Origin of the sequence: Corallococcus sp. BB11-1, from assembly GCF_026626625.1 — a bacterium.
Lineage (GTDB): Bacteria > Myxococcota > Myxococcia > Myxococcales > Myxococcaceae > Corallococcus > Corallococcus soli.
Window position 1 is genome coordinate 343,652 of the sequence record NZ_JAPNJY010000001.1, and the last position, 20,894, is coordinate 364,545.

Consider the following 20,894-nt stretch of genomic DNA (forward strand, 5'->3'; position numbering starts at 1 on the left):
AGCCTGAAGCAGAGGACTACTACGTGGGGGCGTACTGGGGACCTCGTGAGGAGTCCCCTGCGGACTGCGCGCGGCGCACCGCCGAATTCCTCACGCTCCTGGCCTCATGTGATCCGCTCCTTGCCCATTGGTACAAGCCCGCTCGAACACGCCAGGAAGCCCGGAAGCACCCCTTGATGCCACCGGATCTGGACATGCTCACCGAGTCGTTCCGGCGTGGTGCCAACCGTGAAAAAGGAGGACCAGCCATCGAGCAACTTGGATTCACGTTCTGGTTCGGCAACGGAGGCGCCAGGGGCGCGGACGTGGATCTGCGCATCACCTGTGGTGATCATGGAGGGGCCACCCCCAACTCCTGCGTGATGACCCTGCCGAGCAGCGGAGCGGATGCGGAGCGGCTCATCACCGCCCCGGTGCTGGTGGACGTGCTGCGCAGCATGGCTCAAGCCTGGGACCCTGATTGGGCCGTGGCCACATCGTGGGACCACCGTGCGGCAATGGACGAAACGCCCAGGGCTGGCGGGTTCGTGGGTTGGGTCACGTACCTGCCGCGCTGCCGTGGGACGGTGCCCCCATTGCCAGCCCCCGTCCGCATCGAGCCCGTCGAGAACCGGGGGACGCTCATTGTCCTGGCCCCGGAGCGGCTGACCGCAGGGAACCCCGAGCATGTCGAACGGGGAAGGCGCGTGGGCGAGCTGCTGGCCAGGGCCGGCATGCTGGAGCCCGTCATCTCCCGCTGATTCGACCGTGGCCTTTCGATTCAGGGAGACACACGGGGGCGGGACGGGAGGCGGCCGTCCCTCGGCACGTCCTACCCGCGCGGCGGGCCCGGAGGCTCGGGGGACTTCGAGTGCCCCAGCTCCAGCACCGTGGCGCTCTCGGACGGATCCGGCCGCTTGTCTCGCATGGTGACGAACTCCTCCGCCGCCGTGGGGTGGATGCCCACCGTGCCGTCGAGCTGCTTCTTCGTCACGCCGCACTTCAGCGCCACCGCGAGCCCCTGGATGATTTCGGGCGCGTCCGCGCCCACCATGTGGAAGCCCAGCACGCGGTCGGTGCCGCGCTCCACCACCACCTTCATCATGGTGCGCTCGTCGCGGCCCGTCAGCGTGTGCTTCATGGGCCGGAAGCTGGAGACGTAGACGTCCACCGGGCCGTGCCGCTCGATGGCCTCCCGCTCCGTGAGCCCCACCGTGCCCACCGGCGGCTGGCTGAACACCGCGGAGGGGACGTTCGCGTGGTCCATCGTCACCGGGTTGTTCCGGTACAGCGTCTCCACCATCGCCCGCCCCTCCGCGATGGCCACCGGCGTGAGGTTGAGCCGGTCGGTGACGTCCCCCACCGCGTAGATGCTCTCCACCGAGGAGCGGGACTGCGCGTCCACCACCACCGCCCCTCGCGCGTCCAGCTTCACGCCCGCCTCCTCCAGCCCCAGCCCCTCCGTGTTGGCCACGCGGCCGGTGGAGTACAGCACCGCGTCCACCTCCAGCGTGTCCCCCATGCGCGTCATCAGGCTGAGCGTGCCGTCCGCGCGCTTCTCGATGTCCTCGACGAAGGTCTCCGGCCGGATGTCCACGCCCTTCTTGCGCATCTCCTGCGTCAGCGCCGCCCGCACGTCGTTGTCGAAGCCGCGCAGCACCGTGTCGCCCCGGATGAGCATGGTCACCTTCACGCCCAGCGCCGCGAAGATGCCCGCGAACTCCACGCCGATGTAGCCGCCCCCCACCACCGCCACCCTCCGGGGCAGCTCCGGCAGCTCCAGCGCCTGCTCCGACGTGAGCGCGTGCTCGATGCCCGGCACCCGCGGCAGGAAGGGCCGCCCGCCCGTCGCCACCAGGATGCGCTCCGCCGTGTAGCGCCTGCCCGCGACCTCCACCGTGTGCGCGTCCACCACCCGGCCCCGGCCCTCCACCAGCGTCACCCCCGCGTCGCGCAGCAGCCGCCCGTAGATGCCCGTCAGCCGGTCCAGCTCCTTCGCCTTCATCGCCTGGAGCCGCTTCCAGTCCAGCGCGGGCTCCTTCACCGCCCAGCCGTAGCCGGCCGCGTCCTCGAAGTCGTAGCGGTGGTGCGCCGCGTACACGAGCAGCTTCTTGGGCACGCACCCGCGCAGCACGCAGGTGCCGCCCACGCGCCCCTCCTCGCAGATGGCCACCCGCGCCCCGGACGCCCCCGCGCGCCTGCTGGCCGCCACGCCACCTGAACCCGCGCCCACCGTGAACAAATCGAAGTCGTAGCCCGCCATCGCCAGCCTCCCGCGTGTTTCAAGAAATGATGCCCTGCCACCCCGGAGGGAAGGAGCCAGCCGGGCCCTGCCCGCCGGGCTGCCCACCAGGGTCCAAAGCGCCTCCTGCCTCGTTTACCCCGCGTTGCATTCAATCCCCTCCCGAACGGGAAGGGGGGATATCCTCGCTCACAGGGCGGCCCCCCCCGTATGTCACACCCCTCCAGCCTGACATCCCTCCGCACGGACGTGCCGGACTCCGACGTGTCCCTGTCCGTGGATCCGGAGGTGGTGGGGCGCCGCTACCGCATCCTGGACCTGCTGGGCCGGGGCGGCGCGGGCACGGTGTGGCGCGCCCAGGACGGGCTGTCCGGACCGGTGGCCCTCAAGCGGCTGCACAAGACGATGGCGGACCTGGCGCGCCGGCCCGGACGGGGGACGCCCTCCGTCTTCGCCACCCAGGACATGGCGCTGTCGCTGGCCCACGAGTTCCAGACGCTGGTGTCCCTGCGCCACCCGCACGTCATCCGCGTGCTGGACTACGGCTTCGACGGCGAGGGCCGGCCCTACCTGGCCATGGACCTGCTGGAGGACGCGCGCACGCTGGTGGAGGCCGGCACGGACGCGCCGCTGTCCACGCAGGTGGGGCTGCTGGTGCAGACGCTCCAGGCGCTCGCGTACCTGCACCGGCGCGGCATCATCCACCGCGACCTGAAGCCCGGGAACGTGCTGGTGGTGCGCGGGCAGGTGAAGGTGCTGGACTTCGGGCTGGCGGTGGGCCGCGACCAGGGCCGCCGCGCGCACCCGGCCGGCACCCCGGGCTACCTGGCCCCGGAGCTCTTCGCGGACCAGCCCCCGTCCGAACAGACCGACCTCTTCGGCTTTGGCGCCATGGCGTGCCAGATGTTCTTCGGACGGCTGCCCCACGGGGGGCAGGTGTTCGCGACGCCGGGCTTCCCCCCCGCGCTCCGGGACGTGCTGGAGCGGCTGGTGGCCCCGGACGCCCACCGCCGCCCGCGCGACGCGGAGGCCGTCATCGCCGCGCTGTGCGCCGCCACCGGCCAGCCCGTGCCCGCCGAGTCCGCCGCCACGCGCGAGAGCTTCCTCCAGTCCGCGCGCTTCGTGGGCCGGGTGGGGGAGCGCGAGCACCTGACGGACGTGCTCGACCATGCGCTCGCGGGACGGGGCAGCGCGTGGCTCATTGGCGGGGAGAGCGGCGTGGGCAAGTCGCGCCTGCTGGACGAGGTGCGCTCGCTGGCGCTGGTGCGCGGCGCGGTCGTGCTGCGCGGCCAGGCGGTGGACACCGGCGGCGTGCCGTACCAGGAGTGGCGCGCGGTGCTGCGCTGGCTGCCCATGCTCACGGAGCTGTCCGACCGCGAGGCGCGCGTCCTCAAGCCGCTGGTGCCGGACCTGGACGCGCTGCTGGGCCACGCGGTGCCGGCCGCGCCGGAGCTGGACGCGGAGATGGCGCAGCTGCGCCTGCACCAGACCGTGGAGGACCTCTTCGGCCGGCTGCCCCAGCCCACCGTCGTCATCCTGGAGGACCTGCACCAGGCGCACAGCGAATCCCTCCAGCTGTTCGCCCAGCTGGCGGCGCGCGCGCCCGGGTGGCCCCTGCTGCTGCTCGCCAGCTTCCGCGACGACGAGTCCCCCCGGCTCCCAACGCTGCTGCCCGGCACCCGGACCTTGCGGCTGCCGCGCCTGGACTCGGAGGAGATCGCCCTGCTGGGCGAGTCCATGCTGGGCGCCGCGGGCCGCCGCCCCGACGTGCTGGAGCTCCTGCGGCGCGAATCCGAGGGCAACCCGTTCTTCCTCGTGGAGGTGGTGCGCGCGCTGGCGGAGGAGGCCGGTGGCCTGGACCGGCTGGGCGGCCGCTCGCTGCCGGAGCGCGTGTGGGCCGGCGGCCTGCGCGCCCTGGTGCAGCGCCGGCTGGAGAAGGTGCCCAGGGCGGCCAGGGAGCTGCTGGACGTGGCGGCGCTGCTCGGCCGGGAGCTGGACCTGACGGTGCTCCAGTGCGCGGCCCCGGGCGTGGACGTGGAGGCGTGGCTCACCGACTGCGCGGCGGCGGCGGTGTTGGACGTGGCGGACGGGCGCTGGCGCTTCGCGCACGACAAGCTGCGGGAGCGGCTGCTGGAGGACCTGCCCTCCGCGTCCAAGCCCGCGCTCCACCGGCGCGCGGCGCAGGCGCTGGAGGCGGCCCACCCCACGGGCCACGCCGCGGCGCTGTCGTACCACTGGGGCCAGGTCCAGGACGCGGCGCGCGAGGCCCTCCACGCGCGGCGCGCGGGCGAGGAGGCCCTGGCGGTGGGCGCGTGCCGCGAGGCGCTGCCCCTGCTCTCCCGGGCGTTGACGGGGGCCCCCGACGCGACGTCGCTGGCGCAGGGGCAGGTGGAGGCGCTGCTGGCGGAGGCGCACTTCCAGCTGGGCGACCTGGAGGCGTTCCGCGTGCACGCGCAGGCGGCGCTCACGCACTTCGGCTGGCCCCTGCCCACGACGCGCGTCGGGTGGATGGTGGGCACGCTGGTGCAGGCGGTGGAGCGGCTGGCGCAGGGCGCGCGGCCGGACGCGTACGTGGATGACTCGGCGCGACGCCGCGAGGCGCGGCGGGTGGCGGGCCGGCTGCTCATGCGGCTCACCGACGCGTTCATCTACGCGCAGGAGGCGCTGCCGGTGCTCTGGAGCGGCCTGCGCATGCTCAACCTGTGCGAGCCCGCGGGGCCCTCGCCGGAGCTGGCGCGCGGCTACACGGTGATGGCGGTGGTGGCGGGCACGGTGCCGGTGCACCGCGTGGCGGACGCGTGGGTGAAGCGGGCGCAGGACGTGGCCGACACCGTGGGCCGCCCGTCGGACGTGGCCTACGTGCTCAACCGCAACGCGGTGTGCGCGGTGTACCAGGCGCGCTGGCAGGACGTGGAGGCGTGGCTGGGGCGCGCGACGTCCATCGTGGATTCGGTGGGGGACCTGCGGCTGGCGGAGGAGTGCCGCGCGCTGCTCACCGTGGCGTTCTGCTACCAGGGCCAGTTCGCGCGCGGGCTGCCGCTGATGGACTGGCTGGAGGCGTCCGCGGTGCGCCGGGGCGCGGTGCAGACGCAGCACTGGGCCATGCACTACCGCGCGCACATCCTCCTGCGGCTGGGCGAGCACGCGCGAGCCCGCGTCGCGCTGGAGCCGGCGCTGGCGTGGACGGAGGCGCACGGCGGGGCCACCGACCGCATCATCGTGGACGGCACGCTGGCGCTCCTGTGCCTGCGCGAGGGCGACGCGGCGGGCGCGCGCGCGGCGGCGGAGAAGGCGCTGGTGCGGCTGTCGGCGGGCAAGCCGGTGGCGCACTTCGTCTACTTCGGCGCCATCGCGGTGGCGGAGGTGTTGCTGGGCCTGTGGGCGCGCGAGACGCCGGGGCCGGGGTTGCAGGCGCTCACGCACAGCGCCCGCGCGGCGCTGAAGGCGGTGGAGGACTTCGCCCGGGTGTTCCCCTTTGGCGAGCCCGCCGCGTGGCTGTGGCGCGGCTCCGAGGCGTGGCTGGCGGGCCGGCACCGCAAGGCCTTGCGCGCGTGGAGGCGGTGCATCGCGGAGGCCACGCGGCGCCAGATGCCCTACGAGGCGGCGCGCGCGCGGCTGGAGTGGGCGCGGCACCTGCCCGGGGACGCCCCGGAGCGCGCGGAGCTGCTGCGGCTGGCGGTGGAGGACTTCACCCGGTTGGAGGCGCGCGACGACCTGGCGCGCGCGCTGGCCGAACAGGCACGGCCCGGAGGGGCGGACGGCATGGTGCGAGGCATGGTCAAGGTGGCGACGCGATGATGCGAGTGGAGGACGTGGCGCTCCTGGCCTGTCCGGACTGCCGGGGCCGGCTGGTGTGGCACGGGCAGAACGAGGACGCCCGGCTCACCGAGGGCCGGCTGCGCTGCGGCGGCTGCGGCGAGACGTGGGAGGTGGAGGAGGGGCGGGCCCGGCTGTACCGCGAGGACCGCGTGCGCGGCACGGACCGGCTGATGCGCCACATCTACGACGGGCTGCCCTCGCTGCATGATCCGCTGACGGCGGTGCTGACGCCGCTCTTCCAGTCCGTCTCCGAGTCGCGGATGCGCGACGCGTACATGCGCCGGCTGGAGCTGGGCGCGCTCAAGCCGCGCGAGGACGGGCAGCCGGTGCGGGTGCTGGAGGTGGGCGTGGGCGCGGGCGCGAACCTGCCGCGCATCCGGGGCGCGCTGCCGCCGGGCCTGGCGGTGGAGGTGTGGGGCCTGGACCTGAGCACCGGCATGCTGGCGCAGTGTGAGAAGCGCGTGGGCAGCAGGCGCCGGGGCCAGGGGCTGGAGGACACCCGGCTGCTGCTGGCGGACGCGCACGCGCTGCCCTTCCGCGACGCGACGTTCGACCGCGTCTTCCACGTCGGTGGCATTGGCGGCTACCGCCAGCCCGCGGTGGCGCTGCTGGAGATGTCGCGCGTGGCCCGCCCCGGCACGCCGCTGGTGGTGGTGGACGAGCAGTTGGACGCGAACTTCCGGCCGTCGCTGTTCCAGCGCGCCGCCTTCCGCGCCCTCACGTTCTACACGCGCGAGGCGAGGAGCCCTCGCGCGCTGCTGCCGCTCAACGCCGAAGGCGTCATCGAGGAACAGGTGTCACCCTTCTACTACTGCCTCACGTTCCGCGTTCCGGCGCTGGAGCCGGCCGTCACGGGTTGAGCACCAGGTCCATCAGCCGCAGCGTCATGCCGCCGCTGAAGTCGATGGTGGCGCCGTTGAACCAGCCCGCCTCGTCGCCGGTGAGCACGGACACGAAGCGGGCCACCTCCTCCACCGTGCACATGCGCCCCGCGGGCGTCATGGCGGCGTGGCGCGCTTCCAGGTGGGCCAGGGCCTCCGGCGCGTAGACGTGGTGCAGGGCGGGCGTCATCACCGTGCCGAACTTGAGCAGGTTCACGCGGTGGCCCCGGGGCCCCAGCTCCATCGCCAGGTGACGGACGTACATCTCCAGCGCGGCCTTGGCGGCGCTGATGAGGCCGGTGTTGCCCAGGTGCGTCTGGTCCAGCGGGTTCTGGAGGCCCAGCAGCCGCGCGTCCGGGGCCAGCAGGTCGCGCTTCACCAGCGCCTGCGTCCAGTACACGAACGAATGCGCCATGCAGTCGAAGGTGCGCTGCACGCGGCGCGGGTGCAGCCGGTCCGGGCCCTCGGACAGGAAGCGCCCCACGGACGCGCCGGCGATGGCGTGGACGAACAGCTTCACGCTCCGGGGGCCCGCGCGCTCCAGCAGGACGTCCGCGCCGGCCTCCGCGGAGTCAGGGGTGGAGGCGTCCGCCTGCCGCAGGAAGACGGCCCGGCCCGCCTCGCGCACGCGGGCCTCCACCTGGCGCGCGGTGTCCGGGTAGCGGCCCCGATGCACGCCGAAGACCTCCAGGCCCGGCTTGCGCGCGACGGCCTCCGCGATGGCCGCCCCCGTCCCCGACGAGACGCCGAGGATCAACGCCCAGCGCGGGTCGGGAGGGTCTTCTGTTGAAGGGGTGCCGTCCGGAGGAGTGTCGTCGAGGTGTCGTGGCGCGGGCATGGTGCCGCAATCATAGGAAGCCACCTCCGGTGGGGCTCGTGGGTCCGTGCTGGCCCCTCCTGGAGGATGAGTCAGGGCCGTGAGGCCTGGAGCGCGGCCCACGCGCGCCGCGACCGCCCGTGGAGGACACCGGCCCGCCTCAGAGGGACGTGAGGAGCAGCTCTTCCTGCTCCCCGACCTTGAGGCCGAGCAGCGGCTGGACCTCCTCGCGGAAGCCCCAGCGCCGCGCCAGCTCCACGAACCACGCGACGGTGGCGGTGAGCCGGAACGGGTTGGAGCCCGCGTCCTCCAGTGGGTCGAACGCGCGCGCGATGAGGGACTGCTCGGGGTCGTCCGGCAGGGGGCTCCGCGCGTCGATGGCCTGTTGCAGGTCCTGCAGCGCGTGCGTCAGCCGCTGCCAGATGACGAAGAGGTTCCCATAGGGCTGGCCGCCGGTGTCGCCGCCGTACTTCGACGCCCCCTCCATCACCCCCATGAAGGTGCCGGGCGTGGGGCCTCCTCCCGAGTGCCGGGACTGCTCCCAGTTCCACGCCACGAGCCCCCCCGCGCCCAGCTGCTTCTTGAGGTGGGCGCCCACGCTCTGGGTGATGAACTCCTTCGTCCAGCCCCGGCCCTGCTGCACCAGGTACGTGTTCCACAGGGGCGCGTAGAGCTTCTGGCGCACCGCCGGGGACTCGCGCGAGGCGACGGAGTCCCGGGGCAGCGCGCGCGCCAGCGCCACCGCGAACGCCTGACGCTCCGCCTCCGGGTCGGTGCCCAGCTTCCGGAGCAGCTTGCGGAACGTGGCGGAGTCCAGCCTCAGCTCGAAGCGGGCGGTGACGCGGGTGCCGCGCGGCACGGACTGGAAGAGCCTGCTCAGCGGTTCGGCGGACGCGTCGTCGCGGAGCGCGCCCCAGACGCGGGCCTGGTCCGCCAGCTCCTGGAGCGACAGGCTGCCCTCCACGCGGGACTGCGCGAAGAAGGCGTAGTCGAACGCGTCCGCGGCGGGCCGGGTGGAGAACGCCGGCATCTGCGCGTTGAAGTCGATGCCCTGGAGCACCTTGTTCCCGGCGAGCCAGCCCTCGTGTTGATAGGAGCGCGAGCCCTGGAAGGCGTAGCGGCGCGGCCCGTGCGCGTGGTCCCGCGAGGCGTGCTGGGTGACGGCCTTCAGCTGCTTGCGGTCCTCCACCTTCACCAGGAAGGTGTCGCGCCAGCCCAGCCCGAAGCCCCGCGTGCGCTGCATGCCGGTGGTGCGCATGTGGAAGTAGCGGCGGATCCACGCGTCCTTCGTCCGGCGCTGGATGCTGGCCAGGTCCCCGGAGATGAGCGCGCCGTGCACGCCCGGCAGCGCGTCCGCGGGCACCTCCAGCTCCATCAGCGTCGCGTCCTGCGCGGTGCGGGCGTACTCGTATTCGAAGCCGGCCTGGAGCGCGGTGCTGACGCCGTCCTCGATGAGGCCCTTGAGCTCCGTGTGGACCTTCTTGACGGCGGCCAGCGTGCCGTCCAGCTCCTGCTTGAAGCCGAGCGCGCCGAACAGCGACGTGGCGACGGGCACCAGCACGGCGCCCAGCGTGCCGCTGTCCAGGCCCTCCACGATGCGCGACACGCTCTGGGCCTGGGACGTGTCCGCCACGGCCCCCAGCAGCGCGTTGAGCAGCGGCGAGGCGACGTCCAGCGTCACCCCCACCTTCATGCCGGCGGACACCGAGGACGTGATGGCCTTGCGGAGGGAGACGTGGAACGCGCCGCCATCCTTCGCGCGGGAGAAGACGAGCCGCAGCTCGTCCTCCAGCTTCACCTCGCCGCTCAGGCTGGCGCCCACCTCCGCCTTGAGCTGGAGGGCCACCTGTCCGCCCACGCGCCGCGCGAGCGACGCCACCACCGTGGACGTCACCGCGGGCCAGGACAGGGTGAGCCCGGCCTTGAGCTGGATGCGCGTCTGGAACGACAGCGCGTCGCCCGCCACCAGCGCCTGCACGTCCTCCAGGAGGAAGGGCAGCCGCAGCGACTTCACGTCGTGGCGGAGCGCGTCGCCCAGGGTCCGCGTCGGGGCGTGCTGGCGGTAGTCCGCGACGAGCACGTTGACGACGCCGCTGCCGCTCAGCGCGACGAACGGGAAGCTGCCTTCACCGCTGGCCTGGGCGTTGAGTTCGGCGGCGTACTTCAGCCAGCACGCGGCGCCATCCGGCGTGAAGAGGGGTTCGGGTTCGGTGCCGTCGGAGCCCCCCGTCGGCCTGCCGATGATGCCGTGGGCGTCCGCGTCCTCCTGGCCGTTGAAGAGCTCGATGGGCACCCGGAGCGCCGCCGTCAGGGACGCCGTGCCCCCGGGCAGCGGGACGGCCCGGGCCACGTCGGCCTCCGCGCTGCACACCGCCTGTCCGTGCGCGGCATCCCCCAGCGCGAGGTCCAGCGTGTTCGCCACGGGTACGTTGATGCTCCAGCCCATGTCTTGCCCCCCAGGGTCGACCGCCGGAGCAGCGTCGCACGCGCCCACGCGGAGGACCGTCTGACGTCGGGGAGGTGGGTGTGTTGATGAAGAAACGGTGGTGCTCTACCGGATGCGCTGGGAGCGGGCCGCGTCCAGCAGGCCCTGCACCGCGCCCGTCACGTCGCGGTGCACCGCGAGCAGCGCCTCCCGGTCCGCCGCGTCGAACCCGGGCGCCAGGTGGCGCGTGAGCGGCTGGCCCACCCACTGTGTCATCTTCACCGGGAACGGCAGCGACAGCGGCCACAGGCCGGTGGCGCCCACGCCCAGCCACAGGGGCAGCCGTCCGGGCAGCCGCAGCCGCTTGCCCCAGGCGTGGCCGTCATTCAGGCCCACGTACGCGTCGTCCATGCCGTGGCCCGCGATGGGCACGATGGGCAGCCCGTGGCGCACGGCCAGCCGCAGGTAGCCCAGCCGCCCTCCCCAGTCCACGCGGTAGCGGTGCCGGAAGTCGCGGCAGCCCTCGCGCGTGCCGCCCGGCTGCACCAGCACGTGCTCGCCCTTCGCCACCGCTTCGGCCAGCCGGGGCCCGTCCCCGGTGACGAAGCCCAGGTCATCCATCACGCGCTGCATGCCGGGCAGGGCGTCGAACGCGCCGTGCGCGATGCCGTGCGGCAGGTAGCCCAGGTGCTCGTGCAGCGTCACCGTCAGCATGCACAGGTCCACCGCCAGGGGCCGCCCGTGGTAGCCCACCAGCAGCTTCGCCCCCGGCCGCAGGAGCGGCTCCAGGTTCACCACCTCATAGCGGTGGTAGCGCTGGAGCAGGCGGAACGTCGTCAGCCACGCGGACCGCGCCGCGCCCCCCTTCGCCGTCACCCGCCCACCCGGTACAGCACCGCGCCGTGCGCCACGCCCGCGCCCACGCCCACCAGCAGCACCCGGTCCCCCGGCTTCACCGGCCGCGTGCGCCACAGCCGGTCCAACCCCACGCCCAGCGACGCGGACCCCACGCTGCCCACCGTGTCCACCACCGTCACGCTCTTGTCCGCGGGGACCTCCAGCGCCTGGAGGATGGCCGCGAACATGCTCCCGTTCGGCTGGTGCGTCAGCACCCAGTCCACGTCCGCCACCGTCAGCCCCGCGCCCTGGAGCACCGCCGTCGCCGCGCGCGTCAGCGCCCCCAGCGCCACGCGCGTCATGTCCTTGGCGGGCGTGAGGAAGCGCATCCCCTCGCGCTCGCCCGTCAGGTGCGGGTTGTGCAGCACGACGTCCGGCGGCAGCGTGCCGTCGTTGCCGAACGCCGCTCCCAGCACGCCCTCGCCCGGCCGCGCCTGGCCCAGCACCACCGCCGCCGCCGCGTCGCCCAGCACCAGGTAGGGGCGGGGGTCCTCCGGCCGCGTCGTGCGCGACAGCAGCTCCACGGACACCACGCCCACCGGCCCCAGCCCCGTGGCCACGGAGCGCGCCGCCAGGTCGAACGCGCTCAGGAACCCCATGCACGCGTTGCCCACGTCCATCGCGTCGCACGTCCCCGACAGCCCCAGCGCCGCCGCCACCCGGCTGCCGTTGGCCGGCGTGGTGACGTCCCCGCCCATGGACGACACGAAGAGGATGCGCCGGAGCGCCGTCGCCTCCAGGCCCGCCGCGTCCAGCGCTCCTCGCAGGGCCTGGGCCCCCAGGTCCGCCGCGCGCGTCCCCTCCGGGGCGAAGTGCCGCGTGCGGATGCCCGTCTTCTGCTCGACGGCCGCCGGGTCGCGGCCCACGCGCGCGCACAGCGCCGCGGTCGTCACCGGGGGGCCGGGCAGCACGCTGGCGGTGCCCAGGATGCGAACGGGAATCACGCGGCCTTCCTTCCACCGGACGGGTTGCGGCGCACGCGCAGGGCCTCCCACGCCTGCTTGAACTCCAACAGCTTCTGCTCCAGCGCCATGTCGCGGGCGGCTTCGTCCAGCACGTCGTCCACGTGCGTGAAGCGCATGGAGCCGCGCAGCGGATGGTCGCGCGTGCCCACGTCGTAGCGCAGGTCCCCGCGCGCCGACTCCAGGTCGCCATTGCGGTGCAGCAGCAGCACGCCGCTGGTCAGCAGGTCCATGGCCCGGGCCACCGGGTTGAGCGCGGAGAGGAACCGCCCCACGGCCCCGGGCAGCAGCGGGCTGGCGGCCTGGTGGTGGCCCGCGGGGAAGATGTTGTTGGAGAAGATGAGGTCCGCGCCCGCGTTGAGCAGCACGTCCACCGGCACCATGCTGGTGAAGGCCCCGTCCACGTAGCGCGCGGGGGGCTGGAGCGTGGGGGCCCACACCCCCGGCGCGGAGCCGCTGGCGCGCACCGCCAGCGCGAGCGGCCCCTGCTCCAGCACCACGCAGCGGCCGGTGGTCAGGTCGGTCGTCACCGGCAGGAAGCCCGTGGGCAGCTCCTCCAGCGTCAGGTCCCCCAGGTCGCCGCGCACCAGCCACTCCATGGCCTGCGTGGTGACCACCGACGACAGCGCCGCGGCGGACAGGTGCCCGCTCCTGGCGCGGTGTCGCAGCCGGCGCAGGCCATCCAGCCCCTCGCGCCCGTCGCGCGCGGTGCCGCAGAAGTACGCGCCCACCAGCGACCCCATGCTGGAGCTGCTGAGGAAGTCCACCGGCACGTCCAGCGCCGTCAGCCGCCGCAGCAGGTGCGCGTGGTAGAAGCCCCACACGCCGCCGCCGCTGAGCGCCAGTCCCACGCGCCGGCAGGTGATGGCGCGCGCCCAGCGCGACAGCGCGTCCCGCGTCCCGGCGTCCAGCCCCAGCGCGTCCAGCGGGCGCGTGTCTCCGGGCCGCGACGCCAGCCGCGCCCAGTCCAGCCGCAGCCGGCACGAGGGCGGCGGCGCGTCCACGTCCCACCCGTCCTCGTCCGGCAGCGGGCGTCCCTGGAGGCCCGGGTTGTTGCGCGGGCTGCCGCGGACCTTCCACGGCGACAGGAGCACCGTGGGAAGCACCGACGCGCCGGACGCCGTGCCCACCGCTTCACCTCCGGCGGGCACCAGCCGCACCTCGCGCGCCACCACGCCGTCCGGCGCCGCGAGCCCGTCCAACAGCACGCAGTCGAAGTCCTCCTCCGCCGCCACCCGGGGCGCGGCGTGCGACGTGCCCCGCGTCCCCACGGTGCGGCGGAACACGCCGTCCGGGCCGCGCACCGCGTCCTTCGCCCCCCGCCGGCCGGCGCGCAGCAGCAGCACCCGGTCCCCGAAGTCGTGGACCATCACCTTCGCCACCAGCTCCACCAGCGTGGACAGCACGCCCGGCGGCAGCTCCAGCCCCTGCGTCTGGAACGTCACCACCTCCGCGCGCGGCCCGGGCGCGGGCAGGCCCAGCCGGGGCGCCCCGGCGGCCACCTCCAGCTCCGCGCGGGGAATGAAGAGCGCCTGGGACGCGGCCACCGCCGTCACCGTCACGGGCCAGGCGCCGCGCGCGAGCGCCTCCACGCCCAGCGACATGCCCGAGCGCAGGTGCAGGAGCACCGTCCCTCCCGCCGTCACCTTCCACTCGCCCGAGCGCAGCAGGTAGACGCCGTCCACCTCCTGTCCCTCCGTGCAGACACACCCGCCCGGTGCGGGCTCCACCAGGCGGGCCCTCCCCAGCAGGCGCAGGAGGATGGACGTGCGGGTGTGGCGCAGCGCGGGCGCTTGTTTCAACGTGTACAGCCACCGACGCCGCTCATCGACCGTGATGGGAGAAGCCATGCGTCGACCAAGGATAACCAACGTGCTCCGGCGCCGGATAGCGCGCCGGAGTGCCTGCCCGCTTCATGGGTCGCACCCTATGCGGGCTGGGGTCGCGGTGGCTCCCCCTCGGGAGGGAGGGGCGGGGGTGGCTGCGACGGCGGATTGCCGGGCTTGCGGTGTTTCAGGACCTTGCTGCGCGCGCCTTCCACCAGGGCGTAGAGCACGGGAATGAAGATGAGGTTCACGAAGGTGGAGAAGAGCATCCCGCCGAAGACGGTGGTGCCCAGGGACTTGCGCGCGGACGCGCCCGCGCCGGTGGCCAGCATCAGCGGCACCACGCCGAAGAGGAAGGCGAAGGACGTCATCAGGATGGGGCGCAGGCGCGTCTCCGCCGCGTTGATGGCGGACTCCACGACGCCCTGGCCCTGGGCGCGGAGCTGCTCGCCGAACTCCACGATGAGGATGGCGTTCTTCGACGCGAGGCCCACCAGCATCACCAGCCCCACCTGGCAGAAGACGTCGTTCACCAGGCCCCGCGCGCCCTGGAGCAGCAGCGCGCCCATCATCGCCACGGGCACGGCGAGCATGACGACGAAGGGCAGGGCGAAGCTCTCATACTGCGCGGCCAGCACCAGGAAGACGAACACGATGCCCAGCGCGAAGATGACGAGCACGGTGTTGCCCGCGCTCTTCTGCTCCAGGGACAGGCCGGTCCATTCGTAGGTGAAGCCCGTGGGCAGCGCCTGCTTCGCCACGTCCTCCATGGCCTGGAGCGCCTGGCCGGTGCTGACGCCGGGGGTGCCCTGGCCGTTGAGGTTCGCGGAGCGGAAGAGGTTGTAGTGGGTGATGCTCTGCGCGGTGGCCACCGGCGTCACCTTCACCAGGCTCTCCAGGGGCACCATGCCGCCGCTCTCCGAGCGCACGTAGAAGCTGCCAATGTCCTTCGGGTTGTCGCGAAAGGGCGTCGCGGCCTGGACGAACACGCGGTAGACGCGGTTGGAGAAGGTGAAGTCGTTCACGTACTGGCTGCCCAGGTACACCTGGAGCGTGGAGAACAGCGCGGAGAGGGGCACGCCCAGCGCCTTGGCCTTCTCCCGGTCCACGTCGATGTTGAGCTGCGGCGAGCCCGCCGTGTACGAGGAGAACACGCCGCGCAGGCGCGGCTCCTGGCTGGCCTTGAGCACCAGGGACTGCGTGGCCTGCGCCAGCTCCTCCAGCGTGCGGCCGCCCTGCTGGTCCTCCAGCACGAACTCGAAGCCGCCCACGCTGCCCACGCCCCGGATGGCGGGCGGTTGCAGGGGCAGCACGCGCGCGCCGCCCACCTGGCTCAGCGGCCCGCGCAGTCGCTCCACGAGCCCCGCCACGCTCTCCTCCTGCTTCTTGCGCTCCTCCCAGGGCTTCAGGTTGATGAAGAGCGAGCCGTAGTTGGCGCCCGTGCCCAGCAGGGAGAAGCCGCCCACGGTGAAGATGTCGATGACCTCCGGCTGCTCGCGGATGATGCCCTCCACCTGGAGCAGCACCTGGCGCGTGTACTCCAGGGACGTGCCCTCCGGGCCCTGCACCGCGACGATGAGGTAGCCCTGGTCCTCGTCCGGGATGAAGCCCGTGGGCGTGGCCCGGTAGAGGAAGCCCGTGGCGACGAGGAACCCGGCGAACGCGGCGACGACGAACCACTTCGCCCGGCCCAGCAGCACGCCCAGCAGCTTGCCGTAGCCGCGCCGGAGCGAATCCATGCCGGCGTCGAACTTGCGCGCGAGGACGAACTTCTTGCCCTCGTTGACGCGCAGCAGGCGCGCGCACAGCGCGGGGGACAGGGTGAGGGCGACGAGCGCGGAGAGGCTGATGGAGAACGCGATGGTGAGCGCGAACTGCCGGTAGATGGCGCCCGTGGTGCCAGGGAAGAAGGACACCGGGACGAACACCGCGGAGAGCACCAGCGCGGTGGCGACGACGACGCCGGACACCTGCTGCATGCCCCGCGAGGTGGCCTCGCGCGCGTCCACCTTGTCCTGCTCCATCACGCGCTCGACGTTCTCGATGACGACGATGGCGTCGTCCACGACGAGGCCCGTGGCCAGCGTGAGGCCGAAGAGCGTCAGCGTGTTGAGCGAGAAGCCGAACGCGCTGACGAACATGAACGTGCCCAAGAGCGACACCGGCAGCGTCGTCACCGCCACGAGCACGCTGCGCCAGCCGTGCAGGAAGATGAAGATGACCAGGACGACCAGGAGGATGGCCTCGCCCAGGGCCTTGAGCACCTCCTCGATGGAGGCGCTCACCGCGCTCGTGGTGTCGAAGGCCACCTTGTACGTGAGGCCGGGCGGGAAGTTGGCGGACAGCCGCTTCAGCTCCTTCTCCACGCCCTCGCGCACCTCCAGCGCGTTGGAGCCCGGGAGCTGGGTGATGCCCAGGCCCACCGCCTCCTGGCCGTTGAAGCGCAAGAGCTGCTGGTAGTTCTCCGCGCCCAGCTCCACGCGGCCCACGTCGCGGATGCGCACCAGCGCGCCGTCCGCCCCGCGCTGGATGACGATGGCGCCGAACTCGTCCGCCGACGACAGCTGGCCCTTCACCTGGAGCGACAGCTGGTACGCCTGGTCCTTGGAGGAGGGCGCCTGGCCCACCTTGCCCGCGCCCACCTGGACGTTCTGCTCCTCCAGGGCGACCAGCACGTCCGGCGCGGTGAGGCCCCGGCGGGCCAGCTCCGTGGGGTCCAGCCACAGGCGCATGGCGAAGCGGCGCTCGCCGAAGATGCGCACGTCGCCCACGCCCTTCACGCGCAGCAGCGCGTCGCGGATGTACACGTCCGCGTAGTTGCTGAGGAACTCCGTGGTGTAGCGCTTCTGCTGATCATAGACGCCGAAGGAGACGAGCAGCTGCGTCTGCGCCTTGCGCACGGTGACGCCCAGCGCGTTGACCTGCTGGGGCAGCTGCGGCGTGGCGGTGGCGACGCGGTTCTGCACGTCCACCGCCGCCAGGTCCACGTCGCGCGACGGGTCGAAGGTGGCGGTGATGGTGCTCTGGCCGTCGTTGGTGCTGGTGGAGGAGATGTAGCGCATGCCCTCCATGCCGTTGAGCTGGCGCTCCAGCACCGTGGTGACCGCGCTCTCCACCGTCTCCGCGGACGCGCCCGTGTACGTGGCCGTCACCTGCACCTGGGGCAGGGCCAGCTCCGGGTACTGCTCAATCGGGAGGCCGGGAATGGAGATGGCGCCAATGAGCGTGATGAGGATGGACAGCACGCTCGCGAAGACCGGGCGCTTGATGAAGAACTCGGAGAAGTTCATGGCAGCCCCCTAGCGACCCGCGTCCGCGCCGCCGCCGATGCCGGGCGGGGACGTCTCCGGCATGCCTTCCGTGTGGCCCTGCCGCGACGCGGGCTTGGGCTGGATGGGCATGCCGTCGCGCAGCTGCTGCACGCCGCTGACCACCACCTGCGTGCCCGCGTCCAGGCCCTTCAGCACCTCGTAGTCGTTGCCCTCCACCAGCCCCAGCGTCACCGGCTGGCGCAGGGCCACGGTGCCGCCGTCGCTGGCGCCCACCACCATGGCGAAGGACTGGCTGCCCTGCCGCGTCACCGCCGTGGTGGGCATCTTCAGGGCCTCGCGCACGTCGTACACGAGCTGCGCGCGCACCAGCTGGCCGGCCCGCAGGCCCACGGTGTTCTGGAAGGCGGCCTTCACCTCCACCAACTGGGTGGCGGGGTCGGGCGTGGTGGCGACGAAGAACGCGGGGGCGCGGACCACGAGCTTGCCGTCCGGATCCAACACCTCCAGCGGCGTCTGCCCCAGCTTCACGCGGCCCGCCTGGTCCACCGGCACCAGCACGGACAGCTCCAGCGCCTGGTTCTGGTCCACGATGGTGAGCGCCGACTGCGGGGACACGTAGTCCCCCAGCTTCACCGGGATGTCGCCCACCACGCCGTCGAAGGGGGCGCTCACGCGGAAGAAGCCCAGCTGCACCTGCTGGTTCTGGATTTGTGCCTCCGCCGCCCGGGCCTGGGCCATGGCCTGCTCCGCCTGGGCCACGGTCTGGTCGTAGTCCTGGCGGCTCACCAGGCCTTCCTTGAGAAGCTGCGCGCTGCGCTCGCGCGTCTTGCGCGCGTATTCGCGGCTGGCGACCGCGGAGGCCTTCTGCGCCCGGGTGGCGCGCAGGCTCGCCTGCTCCTGGCGGGGATCGACGACGAGCAGCACCTGGCCGGACTTCACGGTGTCCCCGGGGCGCACGGCGATGGACTGCACGTAGCCGGCGACCTGCGGGAAGAGGGTGATGCTGCGCCGGGAGATGAGCGTGCCCACGTACTCGCGGGTGTCGCGCACGGGGCCGGGCTGGACCTGGAGCACCTGCACGGGCAGGCCGCCCTGCGGGCCGCTGGGTCCGCCCGGGCCGCCTTCCTTCTTGCCGCTGCAGCCGCCCGCCAGCGCGAGCACGAGCCCCCACGCGCCCCAGCCACCCCTCACCACTCGCATGCCGCCTCCGACAAGAATGCGTCCACCTGGGCCTGGCGCAGCTGGAAGTCGCGAATCACGAGCCCCAGCTCCGCCTGGCGCAGGGCCCCGGCCGCGTCCACCAGCTCGAGGCTCGTCCCGGTGCCCACCTCGAAGCTGCGGCGGGTGAGCCGGTCATTCTCCTCCGCGAGCTTGCGCTCGCGATCCGCCAGCTCGCGGGTCGCCCGGCTCACCTGCACGGCGCGCTTCGCCTGGGTGACCTCCACGACGACGTCGCGCTCCAGCGAGACGACGTCCGCGCGGGCCTGCTCCAGCTGGCCGCGCGTCTGGCGCAGGCGTCCCTCGCGCGCGCCGCCATCCCAGAAGGGCAGCACGAGGCTGGCGCCGATGTTCCAGATGGGCACCTCCGCGAAGCCCGGGTTGACGGTGAGCGCGGTGGTGTTGCTGGTGAGGTCCAGGGTGGGCGCGTACTGGCGCTTCACCTCGCCAATGGCGCGCTCGGCCACCACCAACCGCGAGCGGGCCGTGGCGATGTCCGCGCGGCGCTCCAGCGACTCCAGGGGCTGGCAGGTCTTCCGGGCGTCCTGGAGGAGGGCGTTCAGCTCCTGCCCCTCCGCGAGCCCCACGGCGGAGGGGGTGCCCAGCGCGAGCCCCAGGGACTCGCGCGCCTGGCGCAGGTCCTCGTCACCGATGACGACGTTGCGGCGGGCGGCCTGGGCGTCCTGTTCCACGCGGACGACGTCCAGGCGGGTGCCGGCGCCCAGCTCGAAGCGGCGCTGCGCGAGGGCCAGCCGCTCCAGCGCGGTGCGCAGGTTGACGCGGTTGACCTCCGCCAGCCGCTCCGTGGAGGACACGGAGACGAGCGCCTGCGCGAGCCCCCGGGTGAGCTGACGGCGGGTCTCCGCGAGCGACAGGGCGGCGGTGCGGCGCGTCTCCTTCGCGCTGCCCAGGGCGTAGAGGGCCGCCAGGTCCACCACCGGCACGGAGGCGTTGAGCACGCCCACGCCCAGCAGCTCCGTGGGGGTGATGCCGGCGCCCGCGCCGATGCCGCCGCCAATGCCACCGCCGCCACCGCCGCCACCGCCGCCGCCGCCGCCGAGGACGGCCACGCCCGGGTTGAGGACGTTGTACTGGACGGACAGCGTGCCGGTGACGCTGGGCAGCAGGTTGGCGAGCGCGATGCGCCACGTGCCCGCGGCGACTTCAATCTGTCCCAGGGCGGCCTGGAGGTCGGTGGAGCGCTGGCGCAGGAGCGTGAGCGCTTCGTTCCAGGACGTGAGCTGCTGCGGCGCCGGGGGCACCGGGGCGAGCAGCGGATCCGACACGTTGGCCTGGAAGGGCGGAGGCACCTCCGGCACGTCGTCCGGATTCAGGGCGGGTGCGGGTGCCGTGTCGGGCCGCGCTGGAGGTCTGGGCGCATCCGACGGGAGCGCGGCGGGCGCGGTGTCCTGGGCCCGCGCCTGGAGCTGTTCGGCACCGGGCTGGGCGGGGACCGCGCCGGAAGCCCCGAGCTGGGCCAGCAGGGCTGCGAACGGGAGGGTATGCATAAGGGATGCGGTCCAGGTAGGGGCGGAGCCCGCCTCCCGCCACGGCCCACGTTCCCTCCTCCCCAATGGACAACACAGTCGGCCAGACCAGTGCTCAGCAGCGGATGGACTGTCCGTGGGACCTGTCCCGGAGGACAGGATGACAATCAATGACAGCGGACCCCAAAGGGGAGTTCAGGTGCCTGCATCCTGACTGGATTCGAGGATGAATGGCGGGAGGACGGAGCCATCCGGTAGGTCGAATGACCGGCCGACTTCCGACGAAGGAATCGGAGTGCCAGGCCCTGCGTCCGGTGGCATCCAGGAGGCGTCGGGCTCGCCGTCACGGAGGCGGCGCAGGAGTGTGCCGTCGCTGCCCACCGCATACTGAGCGCCTGAGTGGAGTCCCGGAACGGCCAGGCCACAGGCTTGAGGGTCTTCATCAATCCGGATGAAGAGGATGCCCTGTCGCTGAATGACCCTGTACCGATGCGACTCACGTCGATTCGTGCAGGGCGTGTCGGCATCCTGGGGCCCCAGGAAGTCCTCGGCGGCGAGTTCGACCGCGCGCAGGACGGCGCCGCTGAGCTCGACCGGCCTTCCTTCGGCGCCCGCCTCCAGGACGGGCTGTTCGAAGAAACTGGGGAAATGGATGGAGGTGTCATTCAGCACGGGCGTGCGAACGGGCGGGCTTCGCGGGCACCCCGCCAGGAGCGAGGCTGTCAGAATCATGAAGCACCTGGTCACCATGTGCCCTCTTCGCTGATGCCTTGACCGTGCATCTAGTGGCGGTCGATCCGGTAGCTCTGCTCGTGGGTCCAGACCACGGTGCCCAGCGACTTGCGACTCCACTGACTTCGCACCTGCGTCCACTGGGACAGGTCTCCGGTGGTGGGCGTGTATTGGAAGAAGCCGTCGCAGGAGGGCTTCGAGGGGTCGTTGGAGGCCGAGAAGAACGCCACCAGGGACAGTCGAAGCATTCCCTCCTTCGTCTTCACTTCCCAGCCATGGGCCAATCCCATGGAGACGATGTACCGGATGTCCTGCTCCGTGAGCGCTCCCACACAGG

The 20,894-nt window shown here is 72.9% G+C and carries 14 protein-coding genes; 3 read left to right on the forward strand and 11 right to left on the reverse strand.

Translation table 11 applies throughout. The features are described 5' to 3' along the window. The first annotated feature begins 23 nt into the window (after positions 1 to 23). Entirely contained in the window at positions 24 to 740 is a 717-nt protein-coding gene (locus OV207_RS01520; RefSeq protein WP_324291495.1) for an immunity 52 family protein, read from the forward strand. Between the two features lie 71 nt (positions 741 to 811). Here OV207_RS01520 and gor read toward each other — a convergent pair whose 3' ends face one another. Continuing rightward, the gene (gor, locus tag OV207_RS01525; protein WP_267551947.1) at positions 812 to 2,242 is read right to left on the reverse strand and encodes a glutathione-disulfide reductase; all 1,431 of its coding nucleotides are present in this window, start codon (positions 2,240 to 2,242) and stop codon (positions 812 to 814) included. Positions 2,243 to 2,431: 189 nt separating this feature from the next. Here gor and OV207_RS01530 point away from each other — a divergent pair, with 189 nt between their 5' ends. Together OV207_RS01530 and OV207_RS01535 are read left to right on the forward strand one after the other, a co-directional pair. Beyond that, on the forward strand, positions 2,432 to 6,019 hold the full coding sequence (locus OV207_RS01530; protein ID WP_267551949.1) for a serine/threonine-protein kinase: 3,588 nt from the start codon (positions 2,432 to 2,434) through the stop codon (positions 6,017 to 6,019). Next, the gene (locus tag OV207_RS01535) at positions 6,016 to 6,900 is read left to right on the forward strand and encodes a methyltransferase domain-containing protein (RefSeq protein WP_193346025.1); all 885 of its coding nucleotides are present in this window, start codon (positions 6,016 to 6,018) and stop codon (positions 6,898 to 6,900) included. The genes OV207_RS01530 and OV207_RS01535 overlap by 4 nt, the downstream gene beginning before the upstream one ends. Here the strand turns inward: OV207_RS01535 and OV207_RS01540 are convergent. The 10 genes from OV207_RS01540 to OV207_RS01585 all read right to left on the reverse strand — a co-directional run bounded on the left by OV207_RS01540 (position 6,890) and on the right by OV207_RS01585 (position 20,889). Next, positions 6,890 to 7,759: an SDR family NAD(P)-dependent oxidoreductase gene (locus OV207_RS01540; protein ID WP_267551950.1), complete on the reverse strand. Its 870-nt coding sequence runs from the start codon at positions 7,757 to 7,759 to the stop codon at positions 6,890 to 6,892. The genes OV207_RS01535 and OV207_RS01540 overlap by 11 nt on opposite strands. Positions 7,760 to 7,898: 139 nt before the next feature. After that, on the reverse strand, positions 7,899 to 10,160 hold the full coding sequence (locus OV207_RS01545; RefSeq protein WP_267551952.1) for a hypothetical protein: 2,262 nt from the start codon (positions 10,158 to 10,160) through the stop codon (positions 7,899 to 7,901). A gap of 129 nt (positions 10,161 to 10,289) precedes the next feature. Then, entirely contained in the window at positions 10,290 to 11,039 is a 750-nt protein-coding gene (locus OV207_RS01550) for a lysophospholipid acyltransferase family protein (RefSeq protein ID WP_267551954.1), read from the reverse strand. Continuing rightward, positions 11,036 to 12,004: a 3-oxoacyl-ACP synthase III family protein gene (locus OV207_RS01555; protein WP_267551956.1), complete on the reverse strand. Its 969-nt coding sequence runs from the start codon at positions 12,002 to 12,004 to the stop codon at positions 11,036 to 11,038. The genes OV207_RS01550 and OV207_RS01555 overlap by 4 nt, the downstream gene beginning before the upstream one ends. Beyond that, positions 12,001 to 13,872: a cyclic nucleotide-binding and patatin-like phospholipase domain-containing protein gene (locus OV207_RS01560; protein ID WP_267551958.1), complete on the reverse strand. Its 1,872-nt coding sequence runs from the start codon at positions 13,870 to 13,872 to the stop codon at positions 12,001 to 12,003. The genes OV207_RS01555 and OV207_RS01560 overlap by 4 nt, the downstream gene beginning before the upstream one ends. A 77-nt stretch (positions 13,873 to 13,949) precedes the next feature. After that, a complete protein-coding gene (locus OV207_RS01565; RefSeq protein WP_267551960.1) occupies positions 13,950 to 17,138 on the reverse strand; it encodes an efflux RND transporter permease subunit in 3,189 nt (1,062 codons plus the stop codon). 9 nt (positions 17,139 to 17,147) lie between these two features. After that, positions 17,148 to 18,320: an efflux RND transporter periplasmic adaptor subunit gene (locus tag OV207_RS01570; protein ID WP_267551962.1), complete on the reverse strand. Its 1,173-nt coding sequence runs from the start codon at positions 18,318 to 18,320 to the stop codon at positions 17,148 to 17,150. Beyond that, entirely contained in the window at positions 18,308 to 19,846 is a 1,539-nt protein-coding gene (locus OV207_RS01575) for a TolC family protein (protein ID WP_267551964.1), read from the reverse strand. Before OV207_RS01575 ends, OV207_RS01570 begins: the two co-directional genes overlap by 13 nt. 174 nt (positions 19,847 to 20,020) lie before the next feature. Continuing rightward, the gene (locus tag OV207_RS01580; protein WP_267551966.1) at positions 20,021 to 20,557 is read right to left on the reverse strand and encodes a hypothetical protein; all 537 of its coding nucleotides are present in this window, start codon (positions 20,555 to 20,557) and stop codon (positions 20,021 to 20,023) included. Positions 20,558 to 20,607: 50 nt separating this feature from the next. Beyond that, positions 20,608 to 20,889 carry a hypothetical protein gene (locus tag OV207_RS01585; RefSeq protein ID WP_267551968.1) on the reverse strand — a complete coding sequence of 94 codons (282 nt, stop codon included), beginning with the start codon at positions 20,887 to 20,889 and terminating at the stop codon, positions 20,608 to 20,610. Between the last annotated feature and the right edge of the window lie 5 nt (positions 20,890 to 20,894).

What these genes read in the sequence shown, in the direction of transcription:
- gor (WP_267551947.1), bottom strand. Translation starts at nt 2,242, where the DNA reads ATGGCGGGCTACGACTTCGATTTGTTCACGGTGGGCGCGGGTTCAGGT.
- OV207_RS01530 (WP_267551949.1), top strand. Translation starts at nt 2,432, where the DNA reads ATGTCACACCCCTCCAGCCTGACATCCCTCCGCACGGACGTGCCGGAC.
- OV207_RS01535 (WP_193346025.1), top strand. Translation starts at nt 6,016, where the DNA reads ATGATGCGAGTGGAGGACGTGGCGCTCCTGGCCTGTCCGGACTGCCGG.
- OV207_RS01540 (WP_267551950.1), bottom strand. Translation starts at nt 7,759, where the DNA reads ATGCCCGCGCCACGACACCTCGACGACACTCCTCCGGACGGCACCCCT.
- OV207_RS01560 (WP_267551958.1), bottom strand. Translation starts at nt 13,872, where the DNA reads ATGGCTTCTCCCATCACGGTCGATGAGCGGCGTCGGTGGCTGTACACG.
- OV207_RS01565 (WP_267551960.1), bottom strand. Translation starts at nt 17,138, where the DNA reads ATGAACTTCTCCGAGTTCTTCATCAAGCGCCCGGTCTTCGCGAGCGTG.
- OV207_RS01570 (WP_267551962.1), bottom strand. Translation starts at nt 18,320, where the DNA reads ATGCGAGTGGTGAGGGGTGGCTGGGGCGCGTGGGGGCTCGTGCTCGCG.
- OV207_RS01575 (WP_267551964.1), bottom strand. Translation starts at nt 19,846, where the DNA reads ATGCATACCCTCCCGTTCGCAGCCCTGCTGGCCCAGCTCGGGGCTTCC.
- OV207_RS01580 (WP_267551966.1), bottom strand. Translation starts at nt 20,557, where the DNA reads ATGATTCTGACAGCCTCGCTCCTGGCGGGGTGCCCGCGAAGCCCGCCC.